The sequence below is a fragment of the Microbispora rosea genome (assembly GCF_900156315.1).
Classification (GTDB): domain Bacteria; phylum Actinomycetota; class Actinomycetes; order Streptosporangiales; family Streptosporangiaceae; genus Microbispora; species Microbispora rosea.
Genome location: NZ_FTNI01000009.1, coordinates 1 through 17606, shown reverse-complemented (window position 1 = coordinate 17606; position 17606 = coordinate 1). Strand labels below are relative to the sequence as shown.

Annotated in this window: 15 protein-coding genes and 2 tRNA genes; 10 read left to right on the top strand and 7 right to left on the bottom strand. The window is 67.6% G+C overall.

Annotated features, from left to right (window positions below):
- Nucleotides 1–14: 14 nt before the first annotated feature.
- The 3 genes from BXA11_RS14700 to BXA11_RS14690 form a co-directional block, all read right to left on the bottom strand.
- Nucleotides 15–1748 carry an ATP-binding SpoIIE family protein phosphatase gene (locus BXA11_RS14700; RefSeq protein WP_076434983.1) on the bottom strand — a complete coding sequence of 578 codons (1734 nt, stop codon included), beginning with the start codon at nt 1746–1748 and terminating at the stop codon, nt 15–17.
- A 162-nt stretch (nt 1749–1910) separates the two neighbouring features.
- Nucleotides 1911–3269: a TrpB-like pyridoxal phosphate-dependent enzyme gene (locus BXA11_RS14695; protein WP_076434982.1), complete on the bottom strand. Its 1359-nt coding sequence runs from the start codon at nt 3267–3269 to the stop codon at nt 1911–1913.
- 75 nt (nt 3270–3344) lie between these two features.
- A complete protein-coding gene (locus BXA11_RS14690; RefSeq protein WP_076434981.1) occupies nt 3345–3842 on the bottom strand; it encodes a DUF2087 domain-containing protein in 498 nt (165 codons plus the stop codon).
- A gap of 20 nt (nt 3843–3862) precedes the next feature.
- Here BXA11_RS14690 and BXA11_RS14685 point away from each other — a divergent pair, with 20 nt between their 5' ends.
- On the top strand, nt 3863–4285 hold the full coding sequence (locus BXA11_RS14685) for a VOC family protein (protein WP_308441085.1): 423 nt from the start codon (nt 3863–3865) through the stop codon (nt 4283–4285).
- Nucleotides 4286–4288: 3 nt separating this feature from the next.
- Here BXA11_RS14685 and BXA11_RS14680 read toward each other — a convergent pair whose 3' ends face one another.
- A complete protein-coding gene (locus BXA11_RS14680; RefSeq protein WP_076434980.1) occupies nt 4289–5050 on the bottom strand; it encodes an enoyl-CoA hydratase in 762 nt (253 codons plus the stop codon).
- A 170-nt stretch (nt 5051–5220) separates the two neighbouring features.
- Here BXA11_RS14680 and BXA11_RS14675 point away from each other — a divergent pair, with 170 nt between their 5' ends.
- Nucleotides 5221–5604: a hypothetical protein gene (locus BXA11_RS14675; protein WP_143734270.1), complete on the top strand. Its 384-nt coding sequence runs from the start codon at nt 5221–5223 to the stop codon at nt 5602–5604.
- 123 nt (nt 5605–5727) lie between these two features.
- Nucleotides 5728–6492 carry a DinB family protein gene (locus tag BXA11_RS14670; RefSeq protein WP_076435186.1) on the top strand — a complete coding sequence of 255 codons (765 nt, stop codon included), beginning with the start codon at nt 5728–5730 and terminating at the stop codon, nt 6490–6492.
- Between the two features lie 328 nt (nt 6493–6820).
- Here BXA11_RS14670 and BXA11_RS14665 read toward each other — a convergent pair.
- A tRNA-Pro gene (locus tag BXA11_RS14665) sits at nt 6821–6897 on the bottom strand.
- Between the two features lie 90 nt (nt 6898–6987).
- Between BXA11_RS14665 and BXA11_RS14660 the strand changes: the two genes are divergently transcribed.
- Nucleotides 6988–7058 (top strand) — tRNA-Gly (locus BXA11_RS14660).
- Nucleotides 7059–7382: 324 nt separating this feature from the next.
- Here the strand turns inward: BXA11_RS14660 and BXA11_RS14655 are convergent.
- Nucleotides 7383–7721, bottom strand: coding sequence for a hypothetical protein (locus BXA11_RS14655; RefSeq protein WP_143734268.1), 339 nt, complete (start codon nt 7719–7721; stop codon nt 7383–7385).
- A 236-nt stretch (nt 7722–7957) separates the two neighbouring features.
- Nucleotides 7958–8347, bottom strand: coding sequence for an ATP-binding protein (locus tag BXA11_RS14650; RefSeq protein ID WP_239105188.1), 390 nt, complete (start codon nt 8345–8347; stop codon nt 7958–7960).
- A gap of 366 nt (nt 8348–8713) precedes the next feature.
- On the opposite strand from BXA11_RS14650, the gene BXA11_RS14645 reads away from it, so the two are divergent.
- From BXA11_RS14645 to BXA11_RS14620, 6 genes are all read left to right on the top strand, one after another.
- Nucleotides 8714–9580: a helix-turn-helix domain-containing protein gene (locus BXA11_RS14645; protein WP_030509567.1), complete on the top strand. Its 867-nt coding sequence runs from the start codon at nt 8714–8716 to the stop codon at nt 9578–9580.
- A gap of 200 nt (nt 9581–9780) precedes the next feature.
- Nucleotides 9781–11175: a trigger factor gene (gene tig / locus BXA11_RS14640; RefSeq protein WP_030509566.1), complete on the top strand. Its 1395-nt coding sequence runs from the start codon at nt 9781–9783 to the stop codon at nt 11173–11175.
- A gap of 355 nt (nt 11176–11530) precedes the next feature.
- A complete protein-coding gene (locus BXA11_RS14635) occupies nt 11531–12175 on the top strand; it encodes a ClpP family protease (protein ID WP_030509565.1) in 645 nt (214 codons plus the stop codon).
- Between the two features lie 14 nt (nt 12176–12189).
- Nucleotides 12190–12837, top strand: coding sequence for an ATP-dependent Clp protease proteolytic subunit (locus BXA11_RS14630; protein WP_030509564.1), 648 nt, complete (start codon nt 12190–12192; stop codon nt 12835–12837).
- A 234-nt stretch (nt 12838–13071) separates the two neighbouring features.
- Nucleotides 13072–14355: an ATP-dependent Clp protease ATP-binding subunit ClpX gene (clpX, locus tag BXA11_RS14625; RefSeq protein WP_030509563.1), complete on the top strand. Its 1284-nt coding sequence runs from the start codon at nt 13072–13074 to the stop codon at nt 14353–14355.
- Between the two features lie 73 nt (nt 14356–14428).
- Nucleotides 14429–17017: a valine--tRNA ligase gene (locus BXA11_RS14620; protein ID WP_076434977.1), complete on the top strand. Its 2589-nt coding sequence runs from the start codon at nt 14429–14431 to the stop codon at nt 17015–17017.
- Nucleotides 17018–17606: the final 589 nt, after the last annotated feature.

Sequence of the window (17606 nt, the reverse complement as noted above, 5' to 3'; positions counted from 1 at the left end):
AGGGAACGCCCGGGTCAAGGGAGGTGCTGCTCGACCCAGACGATCTTTCCGTACGGGGTGGGCCTGGTGCCCCAGCGGTAGGCGAACCGCTTGATCAGCTGGAGACCGCGGCCGGTGTCCTCGTCCGGGGTGGCCGTGCGCGGGGTGGGCGCGGCGGGGGAGCCGTCGACGACTTCGACCACCAGGGTGCGGCCGCGCAGCATGCGCAGCTCGATCGGCGGCCAGCCGTGTTTGAGCGCGTTGGTGACCAGTTCGCTCACGATGAGCTGGGTGCTGTCCACCAGGCCGCTCAGTCCCCACCTGTGCAGGGTGCTGCGGACGAAGCGGCGGGCGTGCGAGACGAACCGCGGGTCGGACGGCAGCGGGCAGGTCGCCACCTCGTCCGGGTCGAGGTCGCGGACCCGGGCCACCATCAGGGCGATGTCGTCACGCTCGTGACCCGACCGCTGGCTGCTGATGATCACGTCGCACATGTCCTCCAGGTCCTCGACCGGACCGGCGAGCAGACGGCGCAGCCCCATGATCCCGGCGTCCAGGTCCCGCTCCCGGCTCTCCACGAGGCCGTCGGTGTAGAGGGCGAGCACGCTCCCGGGCGGCAGGATCATCTCGCGCGATTCCAGCGGGTCGCTGCCGATGCCGAGAGGCAGGCCGGAGGGCAGGTCGATGATCTCGGTCGACCGGTCGGGGTGCAGGAGTATCGGCGGCACGTGGCCGGCACGGGCGAGCGCGCAATTGCGTGTCACCGGGTCGTAGACGGCGTAGATGCACGTCGCGATCTGGCTGGGGTCGAGGTCCTGGCTCATCAGGTTGAGCCGGAACAGCACCTCGTCGGGCGGCAGGTCGAGGCTCGCGAGCGTACGCGCGGCCGTGCGGAGCTGGCCCATGGTCGCCGCGGCTCTGGTTCCGTGGCCCATGACGTCGCCCACCACCAGGGCCGTACGGCACCCGGGCAGGGCGATCACGTCGTACCAGTCGCCCCCGACGCCCATCAGGTCGCTGGCCGGCAGGTAACGGGTGGCGATGTCCATGCCGAGCGCCTGCGGCAGCTCGACGGGCAGCAGGCTGCTCTGCAGGGTCAGCGCGGTCCTGCGCTCCCTGGTGTACAGCCGTGCGTTGTCGATGCACACGGCGGTGCGGGCGGCCAGGTCCTCGGCCACCACCACGTCCTGCTCCTCGAACGACCGGCTGCCCGGGTGCCTGGTGAAGATCACACAGCCCAGGACCCGTCCCCGCGCCCGCAGAGGCACCACGAGGAACGACGAGTCGGTCAGAAGCGCGGCGACCGCCTCCTCCCGGTCCATGCTGGCGCCGATCAGCCGGGCGCTCTCCTTGTCGAGCGCCGGGTACATCAGCGGTTTGCCGCCCGCCATGCACTGGGCCTGGGGGAGGATCGCCGGATAGATCGTCGCCTCGCCGACGGGGAACGCCTGCACCCAGGCGTCTGGGTCGGCACCGGCCACGCCCAGGGCGACCCTGCGTACGAGGGTGGTGCCGTCCACCGGCCTGGACGACAACTCGCCGTCCGCCGTGAGGCGGTCCTGCACCATCACGGCCGCCGCGTCGGCGAAGCGGGGGACCGCCACGTCGACGAGCTCCCGGCTCGTCTCGGATAAGTCGAGCGTGCTGCCGATCCGCCGGCTCGCCTCGTTCAGGAAGGCCAGCCGCTCGTGCGCGGACGCGGCGCTGCTGCGGCGCCACTGCGCCCGGTTTCCCGGGGCGGGGTCCTTGATGACGCAGTTCCGGTTCAACGAATTCTCCGGAGAGAGCGGATGGTGTTCCAGAATCGTATGGAGGTGATACCGCGCATTTCAGCCGTTTGACATGAGTGCTCCGGTCGGTATGACGGAGCGATGGCGCAGCCGTACCCGCCGGTCAAGGGACGAAACGGATATCCGTGAGCATGCGTCACATCAGACGGCGGGCAGATGCGCGAGGGCCGCGTCGATGCGCTCCTGCGGGAGCGTGAAATCCTCCAGGCGCCCGGCGAGACGGCTCTCGTAGGCGGGCAGGTCGAAGTGGCCGTGCCCGCACAGGGACATCACGATGACCTTCTCCTCTCCCGACTCCGCGCACCGCAGCGCCTCCGCGATCGTGGCGGCCACCGCGTGGGAGGGCTCGGGGGCCGGCACGATCCCCTCGGCCCTGGCGAAGCGGATGCCCGCGTCGAAGCACTCGGTCTGCGTGACGGCCACGGCCTCCACCAGGCCCAGCTCGTACACATGCGAGAGCAGCGGCGACATGCCGTGGTAGCGCAGCCCGCCGGCGTGGATCGGGTCGGGCACGAACGTGTGCCCCAGCGTGTGCATCTTCATCAGCGGCGTGAACCCGGCAGTGTCGCCGAAGTCGTACGCGTAGGCGCCTCGCGTCAGGGACGGGCAGGCGGCGGGCTCGACGCTCCGCAGCACGGGGTCCATGCGCCCCGCGAGCTTCTCGCGCAGGAACGGGAAGGCCAGCCCGGCGAAGTTGGAGCCGCCGCCGGTGCAGCCGATCACGACGTCCGGAGTCTCGCCGAGGATCGCCAGCTGCTCCAGCGCCTCCTCGCCGATCACGGTCTGGTGCAGCAGGACGTGGTTGAGCACCGAGCCGAGGGCGTATCGCGTGTCGTCGTGCTGACCGGCGACCTCGACCGCCTCGCTGATCGCGATGCCCAGCGACCCCGTGCAGTGGGGGTCCTCCGCCAGGATCCTGCTGCCCGCCGTGGTCACCGCCGACGGGCTGGCGTGCAGGGTCGCGCCGTAGATCTTCATCAGCGTGCGGCGGTAGGGCTTCTGGTCGTACGACGCCCGGACCATCCAGACCTCGCAGGCCAGGCCGTACTGGGCGCAGGCGAACGCCAGGGCGGAGCCCCACTGGCCCGCGCCGGTCTCGGTGGTCAGCCTGCGTACGTCCTCCCGTGCGTTGTAGTACGCCTGGGGGACCGCGGTGTTGGGCTTGTGCGAGCCCGACGGGCTGCCGCCCTCGTACTTGTAGTAGATCCGCGCCGGTGTGCCGAGGGCGCGCTCGAGGCGCCGGGCGCGGATGAGGGGCGTCGGCCGCCAGAGGCGGTAGACGTCGAGGACGCCGTCAGGGACGGGGACGAACCGCTCACCCGACACCTCCTGCTCGATCAGCGCCGCAGGGAAGAGCGGGGTGAGATCGTCGGGGCCGACCGGCTGCAGCGTCGCCGGATGGAGCACCGGCGGGGGAGGCGTGGGTAGGTCGGGGACGACGTTGTACCAGTTCCGGGGAATCCGGGACTCGTCGAGAAGGACCCTGGTCGGCTCGCCCATGACTCCCAGTGTCCGTGCCGGGGGCCCATCGGGAAAGGGCGTCTTCCGATGTGGCCGGACCCGGCCACACCTGCGTCAGGTGGTTCCGCCCGAACGCCAGTAGACGTTGGCCTCCCGGCTGAGGAACCCCTCGTCCACCAGGTAACGGCGCAGCGCGGCGTAGTCGTCGTGGAACGCCCGCAGCGCCACGTCGACCTCCTTCTCCGGGTAACGCACGCCGACGTCGAACACCTGGGCGATGTAGTCGAGCACCATCAGCCGTTTGGCCCTCTTCGCCGGAATGGAGACGAGCCGCCCGTCGACCAGGAACGCGTCCATCGGGTCCGCCGGCGTTGAGGGGATCGTGCGCAGCAGGTCGCGGAAGGTCTCGGGCCGAGCCTGCCAGCCGTCCCCGTTCCGTACGGCGAGGCCGCCCCGCTCCAGGCGGTCCAGGGCCTTGGCCGCCACGTCCGGCTCGAGCCCGGTGACCTTGTCGAGCGGCTCACCGGGACGCAGGACCAGCCCGGCGAGGACGCGCAGCGTGTCGTCCTGCCCGAGCAGCCCGAGCACGCGGGAGATGTGCTTGTCGATCACCTGTCCACGGTATTGCGTAGATGAAGACAGTAGGAAACCTGGAGGGCGACGTGACCGCTCAACTGGACCACACGATCGTGCACAGCAGCGACCGCTTCGCGTCCGCCCGGTTCCTGACCGGGCTGCTCGGCGAGCCCGAGCCCGGCGCGTTCGGTCCGTTCGCCACGGTCCGGGTCGGCAACGGCGTGACGATCGACTACGCCGACTCGATCGTCGACCGGGACCGGATCGTCATGCAGCACCTGGCGTTCCTCGTCTCCGAGGACGAGTTCGACGACATCCGCGCCCGCATCGCCGAGCGGGGCCTGCCCTACTGGGGCGGCCCCCACCACCAGGAGCCGCAGCAGATCAACCACCGGCACCACGGCCGCGGGGTGTACGTGGACGACCCCGACGGCCACGCCATCGAGTTCCTCACCCACCCGTACGTCGAGGAGGAGTGACCTTCAGCTGGTCTGGGTCCGGCCCCGGTCGAAGACGGCACGCCTCCGGGCGGCGAAGTCCTCGGGGCTGGTGATGGCGAGCCCGTCCCGGCCGGTCTCCAGTTCGGCCCGCAGACCGTCGGCGCCGGTGCCGTCGCGCAGGAGGTCGTAGATCTCCCGGATCCTGCGGAGCGTCTCCGGCGTCGTCGTCGCGATGCTCTGTGCGAGCTCGACGGCCCGGGGGAGCAGCCGGTCGTGCGTGACGACCTCGTTCACCAGGCCGATGCGCAGTGCCAGGGGAGCGTCGACGAAGTCTCCGGTGAACGTCATCTGCCGGGCCCAGGACTGCCCGACGGCCTGGCTGAGCCGGGCCGTCATGCCCCAGGAGGGCACGATGCCGACGCGGGTGTGGGTGTCGGCGAACCGCGCCCGTTCGCTGGCGATCCTGAAGTCGCACGCGAGCGCGAACTCCAGGCCACCGGTCACCGCCACGCCGTTGACCGCTCCGATGACGGGCGCCGGGAAGTCGCGCAGCGGGAGGATGGAGTCGGGATGGCCGATCTTCACTCCCGCTTCCAGCTCGCCGAGGTCCAGCCCCGCGCAGAAGGCGGGGTCGGCCCCGGTGAGGACCAACGCGCGCAGGTCAGGCTCCTGCGCGAGCCGCTTGAGCGTGTCGTGGAACTCTTCGAGCAGCGACTTGGAGATCGCGTTGTACTTGCGCGGACGGTTCAGCGTCACGACCGCGACGGCCTCGGAGGGCCGGTCGACGAGGACGAGGTCGCCCATGGTGCTCCTCAGGGTTCCGGGGGTACGGCGAGAACAGGTTATAGAAACGTGCCGAGCCCCGTCCGTCACGCCGGTGCGCGGGTGGCGTGGTCGCGGGCTCAACGGTCAGCCGGGCCGTCCGGCTCGAACTCTGGCCACGATCATGGTAGGCATCGTCCATGCGGCGCTCCGTGGCGATATCTCTGACCACTGCGCTCGTCGCCGCCTTCGGCGCCGCTGTCGCCGCCACCTTCGCGCTGATCCTCCCCGGCCCTGCTCCCACCACGACGGCGTCGGTGCGGCAGACGACATCGGACCTCGGCGCGCCCAGGATGCCCAAGCTCTGGTTTCAGGACGTGGAGACCGCGACAAGAGCGGTCGCCGCTCTCGGATTCGTCCCGGAGATTCACACGCTGATCGACGAGGAGATGAAGGTCCCGGCGGATTGGATCGTGCTCGGCCAGGCACCGGCGCCGGGAACTCTCCTCAAGAGCACCATGCGGATCGAGTTCGACGTCACGCGCAAGGACATGCCCGTGCCCAGCCCCACCACGGCGAGCGCACACCCCTCATGAGCCATGGAGGCCAGACGATCAACGCTGCTGCGAGGATGATCAGGCGGCAGCCTATTGAGGACCCACACCCTCACGCTGTGCTACTCATTGACGCAGGCGGAACGGATTCGGGAAGCTGTCTCGATGCCTGCTGCATACGCCCAGAGTGACCAGTTCCGTGGTGCCCGCATCCACCTATGCGATCTTGCCGGCCTTGAGATTCGCGATTGCGAGGTCAGCGGCCTGAAGATCGTGGACTGCTATGGGGGCGACGTCTACCTCGGTGGCGCCTTCGAGCGTCTCGTCGTCAACGACGTCGACGTGACCGCCTACGTCGAGGCCGAGCTCGACCGGCAGCATCCCACGCGGGTGCTGGCGCGTGACGCCGCGTCCTCCGCCGACTACCGGGCTGCTTGGGATGCCATCGAGACGCAATGGCAGGCGACGCTCGACCGTGCCAGGCTCCTGCCCGAGGCCAAGCTGCACGAGCAGGTCAACGGCGAGTGGTCGTTCGTCGAGACCCAACGGCACCTGCTGATGGCCTGCGATGCCTGGCTTGGAAACGCCGTGCTCGAGGAGGATGCGCCGTATCACCCGTTGGGCCTTCCTCACGGCGGGATGCCGACCGACGCAGCGGCGAAGCTCGGGCTCACCCTCGAAGCCACCCCGACGCTCGACGAGGTACTCGCGCCGCGGCTCGCTCGCATGGCCACGATGCGGCGTGTCGTCGACGGGCTCACCGAGGCCGAACTCGACCGGGTGTGTGGTCGCAAGCCGGCGGACCCATATCCAGACCAGGAGTACGTCGTGCGCCGCTGCCTCAAGGTGGTGCTCAAGGAAGAGGCCGAGCATCACCGTTACGCGGTACGCGACCTCGCCGTGCTCGAGGCCGGTGCCCGAACCGGGTGAAGGTGCCCACCGAGCAGGAGCGCTGACCGGTTGCGCGACTTCCAGCCGCAGTGCTGCAGCGACTCCGGCTCCGCAGCGCCCGTCCAAGGCACTGACGTTCGCCCAGACCTTCCGTGTCCTGGTGTGGGCGCGCCGGCACCCGGGCCACAGCAGTACGGCTGTCACAGAGATCGTCTATCGCGAGCAGATCCGGCCGGTGTTGCAGACGGGGCCGTGGCGATGGACCGTCTCGACGGGGGCTCGGAGCCGTAGTCACCCAGTCAGTCACCCAAGGGACGGACAAGGCCGCTTCCGATCGCCGGAGGCGGCCTTTGACATGCAGGAGTGCTGGTCGGGGCGACAGGATTTGAACCTGCGACTTCTTGCTCCCAAAGCAAGCGCGCTACCAAGCTGCGCCACGCCCCGTCTCGTCGGGTACGCGAACAGTCCGAGACTCCGGTACGCTTACGCCCTGACGACCGGATGAAGTCTAGACCAGATGGACACCGGGCGCGCGCGGACGTAGCTCAATGGTAGAGCCCCAGTCTTCCAAACTGGCTACGCGGGTTCGATTCCCGTCGTCCGCTCTCATCATGAAAGGCCAGGTCACCCGTATGGGGAGCCTGGCCTTTGTGATCTCGCGACACGGTTTCCGATCTTCCGTGCCAGACACGTGCCACTTCAAATTTTCGATCCTTGTCCGGTCGCCGTCGTGAACGCCTGCCCGAGCGCTTCCGCGGTCGTCTGATCACGGGTCCTGCGTTGGCGTGCAGGCAGATCAAGGCCGCCCGAGTGGACGAGTGACCCATGCGCGCCATCAGCTCCTTGAAGCTGACATGAAAGTGGAGATGCGAGCGTTGGCTCCACCGTTGTGAAGGTGGATTCGTGTTCGTGGAGGATCCGGCCTCACTTCAATGTTCGGTGGTGATCCTTCTTGCCACCACCTCGATCTCCCGGGGACCGATCAGTCTGAGCCAAACCAGCTCGCTGTCGTTGTTGTGAAGGTGAAGAAGGTGATGGGCGTCAGCCGGCCAGGCTCCCGCCCTCGGCAGATCGCCTACAACGGCCTCGTCGATGAAGTCGCCCCTAACATCCGGGCTGTCCATCCTCATATGGACAACGCCATTCAGCTCGATTACAGCAGTGTCATCGTCTCCGCTAGTAAGGCTGATTCTCGCAGTGCTGGCGACGGAGTCGACTTGGACGACAACCGCGTCCAGGAAGTATCCGCGGTAGGCGCTGAGGTCCATGCGCGACACGGTAGTCGAGCACTGAGACCGGACGTGGAGGTCCCGACATCGCATCGTTAGAGGAGCCGTCGTTGCTTCCTGGCGAAGCCTGCGCGGCCCCCCGGGTTGGGCCGGATCTCATCAGTGATAAGAGCGAAGGCAGCCGTACGGGTGGAGCCCGAACTCATCTCGCGCCAGTAAGGCCGGGGAGTGAGGGGAAATCACGGGGACTTAGCGGGCGGACGCTGGAAAAACGGTCAGTCGCCGGTGCGGAAGAGGGCCCAGACGGCCTTGCCGCCCTCGTCCAGTGCGTCCCAGCCCCATGCCTGGCTGTAGGTCTCGACGATGTAGAGGCCGCGTCCGTGCTCGGAGACGAAGTCGGGCTGCACGGGCGACGGCGCCTGGTCGCTGGGATCCGACACGGCGAGCAGCACGTGCGGGGCGACGCGCACGAGCGTCAGTGTTATAGGCCGGTCGCCGACGCGGTTCACCGGATACAGCGCGTAACGGACCGCGTTGGTCACCAGTTCGCTCACGACCAGTGCGGCGTCGTCACTCAGTTCCGACAGGCCCCACTGCTGCAGCGTCGTCCGCGTGACGTCGCGCGCGGTCTTTACGGAGTCGGCCTGCGGTGCCAGGGGGCACATCGTCGTATCGGACGCCCCTGCCGCCCTCCGGAACCAGCCGAATCCCACGTCACGGGTCAGCTGGCCACCGGGTTTGGGCTCGTCCGACATGGTTGCCCGTACCTCCCGCTGGCCTAGATCGAGGACTGGTGCACATTTTGGCCCAATATGCACCTAGACATGATGGATCAGCGCCTCCCGCCGCTGCAAGACCCAAATGCACGTGCAACTGTCATGTGCAGACGCACACGACGGTCGTGCTAACCGTCAGGGACACGTAGATCAGACCTTGTCATCGGAGCCTGAAGTGGTGACACTGTGTGGGCTGGGGGTGTCGTGCGGGTCGTCCCTTGGCGGCACACAGGGCCGAGGTGAGAGGGAGGCGCCGTGATACAGATCCAGGCTGGATCGGGTCCGACGGCTCTGCGCATCCTTCTCGGTTCCCAGCTCCGCAAGCTCCGTGAGAGCAAGGGCATCAGCCGTGACCAGGCCGGCCAGTGCATCCGGGCGTCCGAGTCGAAGATCAGCCGGATGGAGCTGGGCCGGGTCGGGTTCAAGGAACGCGACGTGACCGACCTTCTCGCCCTTTACGGGGTGGAAGACGAGGAGACGCGCGATGTCGTGATGAACCTGGTCGAGCGGGCCAACGAGCCCGGCTGGTGGCACCGGTTCAACGACCTTCTGCCCTCGTGGTTCCAGGCGTACGTCGGCCTGGAGGAGGCCGCCGAGCGCATCCGCACCTACGAGGTGCAGTTCGTTCCCGGCCTGCTGCAGACGAAGGAGTACGCACGGGCCGTCATCATGGCCGGCGCGGTCGGCGCGGCGCCGGAGGAGATCGCCAGGCGGGTGGACCTGCGGCTGGAACGCCAGCGCATCCTCGACGGCGAGGACAGTCCCAAGTTCTGGGCTGTGATCGACGAGGCCGCGCTGCGCCGCCCGATCGGCGGCGTCGAGGTCATGCGGGGTCAGATCCAGCACCTCATCGACCTGATGAACCAGCCCAACGTGACGATCCAGGTCATCCCGTTCAGTTATGGCGGACACGCCGCAGAGGGTGGAGCCTTTAGCATCCTGCGGTTCGCCGATCCCGACCTGCCCGACATCGTGTATGTCGAGCAACTCGCCAGCGCGCTCTACCTGGATAAACGGGAAGAGGTCGACCGCTACAGCGAGGTCATGGAACGGCTCTGCGCGGTCAGCACCACCCCCACCGAGACGGTGGACCTGCTACGGCAGATCATGGCCGACCTCTGACAGTCGCTCCCGGGGCTCATCTGCTCTAGACTGCCCTTGGCGTTGGACACCCGCCACAGTCGAGCATGCCCGGACAGGTCGCGTGCAGGCGAGACGGTGATCCTGCGCCTTTCACGTGGGCGCGGCGCGCGTTACTGTGCCGCGGTTGCCGTGCACGACGTGCCCGCGATCACCAGATGCTGGATCAAGGAGACCACCCCGTGAAGACCGCTGTCGAGGAGCTCAGCCCTACCCGGGTCAAGCTCACCGTCGAGGTGCCGTTCAAGGAGCTCGAGCCGAGCCTGCAGGCCGCGTACAAGAAGGTCGCGCAGCAGGTGCGCGTGCCCGGCTTCCGTCCTGGCAAGGTGCCGGCCCGGATCATCGAGCAGCGCTTCGGCCGCGCGGTGGTTCTCGAGGAGACCCTGAACGACGCCCTGCCCAAGCTGTACGGCCAGGCTGTTGACGAGACCGACGTCTTCCCGGTCAGCCAGCCGGAGATCGAGGTCACCAAGATCGAGGACGGCGAGCAGGTCGAGTTCACCGCCGAGGTGGACATCCGCCCCGCCTTCGACGTCCCGGACTACCAAGGCGCCGAGGTCGTGGTCGACCCCGCCGAGGTGACCGACGAGGACATCAGCAGCCAGCTCGAGGCCCTGCGTCAGCGCTTCGCGACGCTGACCGGCGTCGAGCGGCCGGCCCAGAACGGCGACTACGTCGTCATGGACCTGCGTGCCGAGATCGACGGCCGCAACCTCGACGAGCAGCAGGCCGCCGACGTGTCGTACGAGGTCGGCGCGGGCTCGGTCCTGGAGGGCCTGGACGAGGCGCTGCAGGGCATGGCCGCCGGCGACGAGAAGACCTTCCGCACCACGCTCGTCGGTGGTGAGAACGCCGGCGAGGAGGCCGACGTGATCATCAACGTCAAGTCGGTCAAGGAGAAGGTTCTGCCCGAGCTCGACGACGAGTTCGCGCAGCTCGCCAGCGAGTTCGACACGCTCGACGAGCTCAAGGACAGCATCCGCCAGCAGGTTCGCCGCAACAAGCTGGTGGACCAGGTCGTGCAGGGCCGCGAGAAGGCGCTCGACGCGCTGCTCGAGAAGATCGACATCCCGCTGCCCGAGAGTGCGCTCCAGGCGGAGATCGACGCGCGCAAGCACAACCTCGAGCACCAGGTCGCCGAGAGCGGCCTGAGCCGCGAGGCGTACCTCCGCCTCCAGCAGACCACCGAGGAGGAGCTGTTCGCCGAGTACGAGGAGACCTCGGCCAAGGCGCTGAAGTCCGGCTTCGTGCTCGACAAGATCGTCAAGGCTGAGGAGATCGGCGTCAGCGAGCAGGAGCTGACCGACTTCGTGGTGCGTCGCGCCATGCAGATGGGTGTCGCGCCGAACACGCTGGCCCAGCACCTCGCCGACAACAACCAGCTTCCGCTGGCGATGATGGAGATCGTGCGGGAGAAGGCCAAGACCCTCATCGGTGACGCGGCCAAGGTGACCGACACGGCCGGCAACGAGGTGGACGTCAAGGCCATCTACGCCGAGCTCAACCCCGAGCAGGAGGCTGTGGGTGTGGAGGAGGCGGGCGCCGGGGAGTCCGCCGACGAGGCCAAGGAAAGCTGATTTCCGAGGCTCTCGCCTGACTTCTGCCGCCGATCGGCCGGGAGGCCGATCGGTGTGGCGGTAACGGTGAAACCCCCGTCGCACTAGGGTGCGCCGGGGGTTTCCGGTTATATTCGGGCAAATCCCTGCAAATTTGTTTCTTACCGCGTGTCGGGGAGCAATCGTACGGCTGAGATCAGTGAGCCCCCGGCTGTGCAGCCACGGCGGGAAACACGGGCGATGCGGGGCGGGGCCTCGTCGCGGGCCGGACATGCGCCGTCAGCGAACAGTACGGCGCACGGGCATGACCTGTCTGCGTCGCGCGTTAAGGTCACAAGCAAAGCCAATCGATTACGACGCATCGGAAGGTGACGCTGTGACCAGCCCGCCGACCTTCTTCCCGACCGGTGGTTCCGGCTTCGAGGCCCGGAGCCCGGAGGGTGGCCCCTCCCGCCTCGAGGACCAGCTCTACCAGCGCCTGCTGCGCGAGCGGATCGTGGTGCTCGGCACCCAGGTCAACGACGAGGTGGCCAACCGGCTGGCCGCTGAGCTCCTGCTCCTCGCCGCCGATGACCCCGATCGCGACATCTGGATGTACATCAACTCCCCCGGTGGCTCGGTGACCGCCGGCATGGCGATTTACGACATGATGGAGTACGTGCCGAACGACGTCTGCACGGTCGCCATGGGCCTGGCTGCCTCCATGGGCCAGTTCCTGCTCTGTGCCGGCGCCCGCGGCAAGCGGTACGCGCTTCCGCACGCCCGGATCATGATGCACCAGCCTTCGGGCGGCATCGGCGGCACCGCGGCCGACATCGCGATCCAGGCCGAGCAGATGCTCTACGTGAAGAAGACGCTCGCGGAGCGGATCGCTTTCCACACCGGCCAGCCGCTCGACCAGATCGAGCGCGACTCCGACCGGGACCGCTGGTTCACGGCCGAGGAGGCCAAGGACTACGGCTTCATCGACCACGTGGTGCGCAGCGCCCGCCAGGTGCCCTCCGAGGGCGCCGTCTCGTGACTGGAGCTTCCCAGATGAGTGAGCTGATCCGGCCGGGTGACATCAACGGCCGCTACGTCCTTCCCTCCTTCGTCGAGCGCACGTCGTACGGCGTCAAGGAGATGAACCCCTACAACAAGCTGTTCGAGGACCGCATCATCTTCCTCGGCGTCCAGATCGACGACGCTTCGGCGAACGACGTGATGGCGCAGCTGCTGACGCTGGAGTCGCTGGACCCGGACCGCGACATCAGCATGTACATCAACTCGCCGGGTGGCTCGTTCACCGCGATGACCGCGATTTACGACACCATGCAGTTCGTCCGGCCCGAGATCCAGACGGTCTGCCTTGGGCAGGCGGCCTCGGCCGCCGCGGTCCTGCTGGCCGGTGGCACGCCGGGCAAGCGGTTCGCCCTGCCCAACGCCCGCGTCCTGATCCACCAGCCCTACACCGAGGGCGGCGGCCAGGGCAGCGACATCGAGATCCAGGCTCGTGAGATCCTGCGGATGAGGTCGCTGCTCGAGGAGATCGTGGCGAAGCACTCGGGCAAGGCGGCCGACGAGGTCCGCCGGGACATCGAGCGTGACAAGATCCTCAGCGCCGAGGAGGCGAAGGCGTACGGGCTGGTGGACGACATCATCCCGTCGCGGAAGAAGCGCGCGGCGGCGGTCGCCGCTTCCTGAGGGAGTTGCCGCACCGGAACGGTGCCCATTTGGGCACGTTCCGGTGCGACTCACCGCTAGGGGGCTCACTGAGGGCCCGAGAGACGGTAACGTCGAAACCTGAGCGGGATGACGTTTTCGCACCGGATCGTGATCGCCGGATCATGACACAGGTTCATGAACCGGATCGCGAGCAGGGTGCGGACGGAAGCGACCGCGGCGGCAGGGGCGGTCCCACGCAAAGGAGTATCTGGGGTGGCACGCATCGGCGACGGGGGAGACCTGCTGAAGTGCTCGTTCTGCGGCAAGAGCCAGAAGCAGGTCAAGAAGCTCATCGCCGGACCAGGCGTCTACATCTGCGATGAGTGCATCGATCTCTGCAACGAGATCATCGAGGAGGAGCTGTCGGAGTCCTCCGAGCTCAAGTGGGACAACCTCCCCAAGCCGCGCGAGATCTACGAGTTTCTCGACGCGTACGTCATCGGGCAGGACAAGGCGAAGAAGGCGCTGTCGGTAGCGGTCTACAACCACTACAAGCGCGTCCAGTCCGGGGAGCGGGGCCGTGACGACGGCCTGGAGTTGGCCAAGTCCAACATCCTGCTGCTCGGCCCCACCGGGTCGGGCAAGACGCTGCTCGCGCAGACCCTCGCCAAGATGCTCAACGTGCCGTTCGCCATCGCGGACGCGACCGCGCTGACCGAGGCCGGCTACGTCGGCGAGGACGTGGAGAACATCCTCCTCAAGCTGATCCAGGCCGCCGACTACGACGTCAAGAAGGCCGAGACCGGCATCATCTACATCGACGAGGTCGACAAGATCGCCCGTAAGAGCGAGAACCCGTCGATCACGCGGGACGTGTCGGGCGAGGGCGTGCAGCAGGCCCTGCTGAAGATCCTGGAGGGGACCACGGCGAGCGTGCCCCCGCAGGGCGGGCGCAAGCACCCCCACCAGGAGTTCATCCAGATCGACACCACGAACGTGCTGTTCATCTGCGGCGGCGCCTTCGCCGGCCTCGAGAAGATCATTGAGTCGAGGGTCGGCAGGAAGGGCATCGGCTTCAACGCGATCATCCACTCGAAGGAGGAGATGGACTCCTCCGACATCTTCTCGGACGTCATGCCGGAAGACCTCCTGAAGTTCGGCATGATCCCCGAGTTCGTCGGCCGTCTCCCGGTGATCACGTCGGTGCACAACCTCGACAGGGACGCGCTGATCCAGATCCTCACCGAGCCGCGCAACGCGCTCGTCAAGCAGTACCGCCGCCTGCTCGAACTGGACAACGTCGAGCTGGAGTTCTCCGACGACGCGTTGGAAGCCATCGCGGACCAGGCCATCCTGCGCGGCACCGGCGCCCGCGGGCTGCGCGCCATCCTGGAGGAAGTCCTCCAGTCCGTGATGTACGAGGTGCCCTCCCGCCAGGACGTGGCCCGCGTCGTCATCACCCGCGAGGCCGTGCTGGAGCACGTGAATCCGACCCTGGTGCCACGCGACCAGCTGCAGGCCAAGCAGCAGCGGACCCCGAGGGAGAAGTCGGCCTGACGCGGGCCTTCGCCGGCGCTTTGTCCACAGGGCGTGCGGCGACGGCTCGGGTGGCGTCCGGACATCCCTAGAATTGGGCACCGTGACTACGTCTGAGCTGCCCACCCAGTACGCCCCCGTCGATGTCGAGACCCGGAGCTACGAGCGCTGGGTATCGGCGGGCTACTTCACAGCGGACCCGGGCAGCGGGCGCGAGCCGTACAGCATCGTGCTTCCCCCGCCCAACGTGACCGGGTCGCTCCACGTGGGCCACGCCCTCGACCACTCGATCCAGGACGCGCTCACCCGGCGAGCCCGGATGCGGGGCATGGAAACGCTGTGGCTCCCCGGCATGGACCACGCCGGCATCGCCACGCAGAACGTCGTGGAGCGCGAGATCGCCAAGGATGGCCTGTCCCGCCACGACTTCGGCCGCGAGGCGTTCGTCGAGCGCGTCTGGCAGTGGAAGGAGGAGTCCGGCGGCCGGATCCTCGGCCAGATGACGAAGCTCGGCGACGGCGTGGACTGGTCGCGTGAGCGCTTCACGATGGACGAGGGGCTCTCCCGGGCCGTCCAGACGATCTTCAAGAAGCTGTTCGACGACGGGCTCATCTACCGCGCCGAGCGCATCATCAACTGGTGCCCCCGCTGCCTGACCGCCCTGTCCGACATCGAGGTCGAGCACAGCGACGACGACGGCGAGCTCGTCTCCATCCGCTACGGCTCGGGCGACGAGGAGATCGTCGTCGCCACCACCCGCGCCGAGACCATGCTGGGCGACACCGCGGTCGCCGTCCACCCCGCCGACGAGCGCTACGCGCACCTGGTCGGCAAGCATGTCGAGGTTCCGCTCACCGGCCGGCGCATCCCGATCGTCGCCGACGAGCACGTGGACCCGTCCTTCGGCACCGGCGCGGTCAAGGTCACCCCCGCGCACGACCCGAACGACTTCGAGATCGGGCGCCGCCACTCGCTGGAGTCGCTCGTCATCATGGACGAGCGCGGCATCATCACCGCCCATGGGCCCTTCCAAGGCCTCGACCGGTTCGAGGCACGGCCCGCCGTGGTCGCCGCGCTGCGCGAGCAGGGCCGCATCGTCGCCGAAAAGCGGCCGTACGTGCACTCGGTCGGACATTGCTCCCGCTGTAAGACCGTGGTGGAGCCGCGCCTGTCGCTGCAGTGGTTCGTCAACGTCACACCGCTGGCCAAGGCCGCGGGTGACGCGGTGCGTGACGGCCGCACCCGCATCCACCCGCCGGAGCTGGCCAAGCGCTACTTCGACTGGGTCGACGACATGCACGACTGGTGCATCTCACGCCAGCTGTGGTGGGGGCACCGGATTCCCGTCTGGTACGGCCCGGACGGCGACATGGTCTGCGTGGGGCCGGACGAGGAGCCGCCGGCCGGTTACGAGCAGGACCAGGACGTCCTCGATACCTGGTTCTCCTCCGGCCTGTGGCCGTTCTCCACGCTGGGCTGGCCCGACGCCACACCCGATCTGGCTCGCTTCTATCCGACGTCCGTGCTCGTCACCGGCTACGACATCCTGTTCTTCTGGGTGGCGCGGATGATGATGTTCGGCTTGTACGCGATGGACGGCCAGCCGCCGTTCCGCACTGTGGCGCTGCACGGCATGGTGCGCGACCAGTTCGGCAAGAAGATGTCGAAGTCGTTCGGCAACGTCGTCGACCCGCTCGACTGGATCGAGCGGTACGGCGCGGACGCCACGCGCTTCACGCTGCTGCGCGGTGCCAACCCCGGCTCCGACGTGGCGATCAGCGAGGACTGGGCGGCCGGATCCCGCAACTTCTGCAACAAGATCTGGAACGCCACTCGCTTCGCGCTGATGAACGGCGCCGTCTCCGACGGTGTGCCCGAAGACCTCACCGCTGCCGATCGGTGGATCCTGTCGCGCCTGCAGGAGGTCGTCACGAGTGTCGACGCGGCCTTCGAGGAGTTCGAGTTCGCCAAGGCGTCCGACGCCCTCTACCACTTCGCCTGGGACGAGGTCTTCGACTGGTACGTCGAACTGGCCAAGGTGCAGTTCGCCGAGGGCGGCGCGGTGGCCGAGAACACCAAGCGGGTTCTCGGGCATGTCCTCGACGCGCTGCTCCGGCTGCTTCACCCGCTCGTGCCGTTCGTGACGGAGGAGCTGTGGCGGGCTCTGACGGGCGGGGAGTCGATCGTGGTCGCTCCCTGGCCTTCGGCTTCGCCGGGGCTGCTCGACCCCGTGGCCGAGCAGGAGATCTCCGCGCTGCAGAACCTCGTGACAGAGGTGCGCAGGTTCCGCTCGGATCAGGGCCTGAAGCCCGGCCAGCGGGTGGCCGCGCGGCTGTCCCTGTCCGGTACGGCTCTCGCCGCCCATGAGGGAGCGATCCGCGTCCTGCTGCGTCTGGACGAACCAGCGGACACCTTCAACCCGACAGCCAGGCTCACCGTCGGCACGGTGCTCGTGGAGATAGACACGGCCGGAGCCATCGACGTCGCCGCCGAGCGGAAGCGGCTGGAGAAGGACCTGGCCGTGGCACGCAAGGAGCAGGCTCAGGTGACGGCCAAGCTCGGCAACGAGCAGTTCATGGGCAAGGCGCCGGAGGACGTCGTGGCGAAGGTGCGCCGGCGGGCCGAGCAGGCCGCCGAGGACATCTCCCGTCTCGAGGCCCAGCTCGCCGCGCTGCCGGCTTAGGCCTTCAGCCTGTGCGCCCTCGTCGTGGCGAGGGCGCACAGGCACTCCTCGCTCTGTGGCGGGGGAGGTTTGAAGGGCATGGAGACAGGGCAAGACCCTAAAGTTGCCCAAGTTGTGCGCAGCACCGCTGGACGGGTGCTAGTCTTTCTGCACGCGCCGAGAACCGGCGAGCCTGAATCCCCCTCCGGGGATCGGCTGCTAGGCTCTCAGCGAATCCCTTCTTCTCGGACCCGATCTTGGGATGTTTCGTCGCGATTCGACGGACATTCAGGGATCAGGTAAGTTAGAGGGGTTGCCCCGGAAACGGGGGGTCGAAATTCCTGTCGGTCGGCGGGTTTCGGGTCAAGAAGTCCCGGTGGGGCGGATTTGACACGAAAGAGCCGGTCGGGAAGAATTAAGACCAGCAAGACAAAAGAAAAACAAACGGTGAAACGCCCCGGAGCGTGGGACCTTCTAAGTGAGGTTTCGGGTGATGGTGGTCGCGTCCGTTTCTTGAGAACTCAACAGTGTGCTAAAAGCCAGTGCATGAAATCATGCATGACCCCGTCATAGCGGCACTCTTTGTGGTGTCGGTGACGGATTCCTTTGA

Excerpts from the sequence above, each read along its gene's own strand:
- BXA11_RS14650 (WP_239105188.1), bottom strand. The coding sequence starts at position 8,347 with ATGTGCCCCCTGGCACCGCAGGCCGACTCCGTAAAGACCGCGCGCGAC.
- BXA11_RS14630 (WP_030509564.1), top strand. The coding sequence starts at position 12,190 with ATGAGTGAGCTGATCCGGCCGGGTGACATCAACGGCCGCTACGTCCTT.
- BXA11_RS14695 (WP_076434982.1), bottom strand. The coding sequence starts at position 3,269 with ATGGGCGAGCCGACCAGGGTCCTTCTCGACGAGTCCCGGATTCCCCGG.
- BXA11_RS14680 (WP_076434980.1), bottom strand. The coding sequence starts at position 5,050 with ATGGGCGACCTCGTCCTCGTCGACCGGCCCTCCGAGGCCGTCGCGGTC.
- BXA11_RS14670 (WP_076435186.1), top strand. The coding sequence starts at position 5,728 with ATGCCTGCTGCATACGCCCAGAGTGACCAGTTCCGTGGTGCCCGCATC.
- BXA11_RS14685 (WP_308441085.1), top strand. The coding sequence starts at position 3,863 with ATGAAGACAGTAGGAAACCTGGAGGGCGACGTGACCGCTCAACTGGAC.
- BXA11_RS14655 (WP_143734268.1), bottom strand. The coding sequence starts at position 7,721 with ATGGACCTCAGCGCCTACCGCGGATACTTCCTGGACGCGGTTGTCGTC.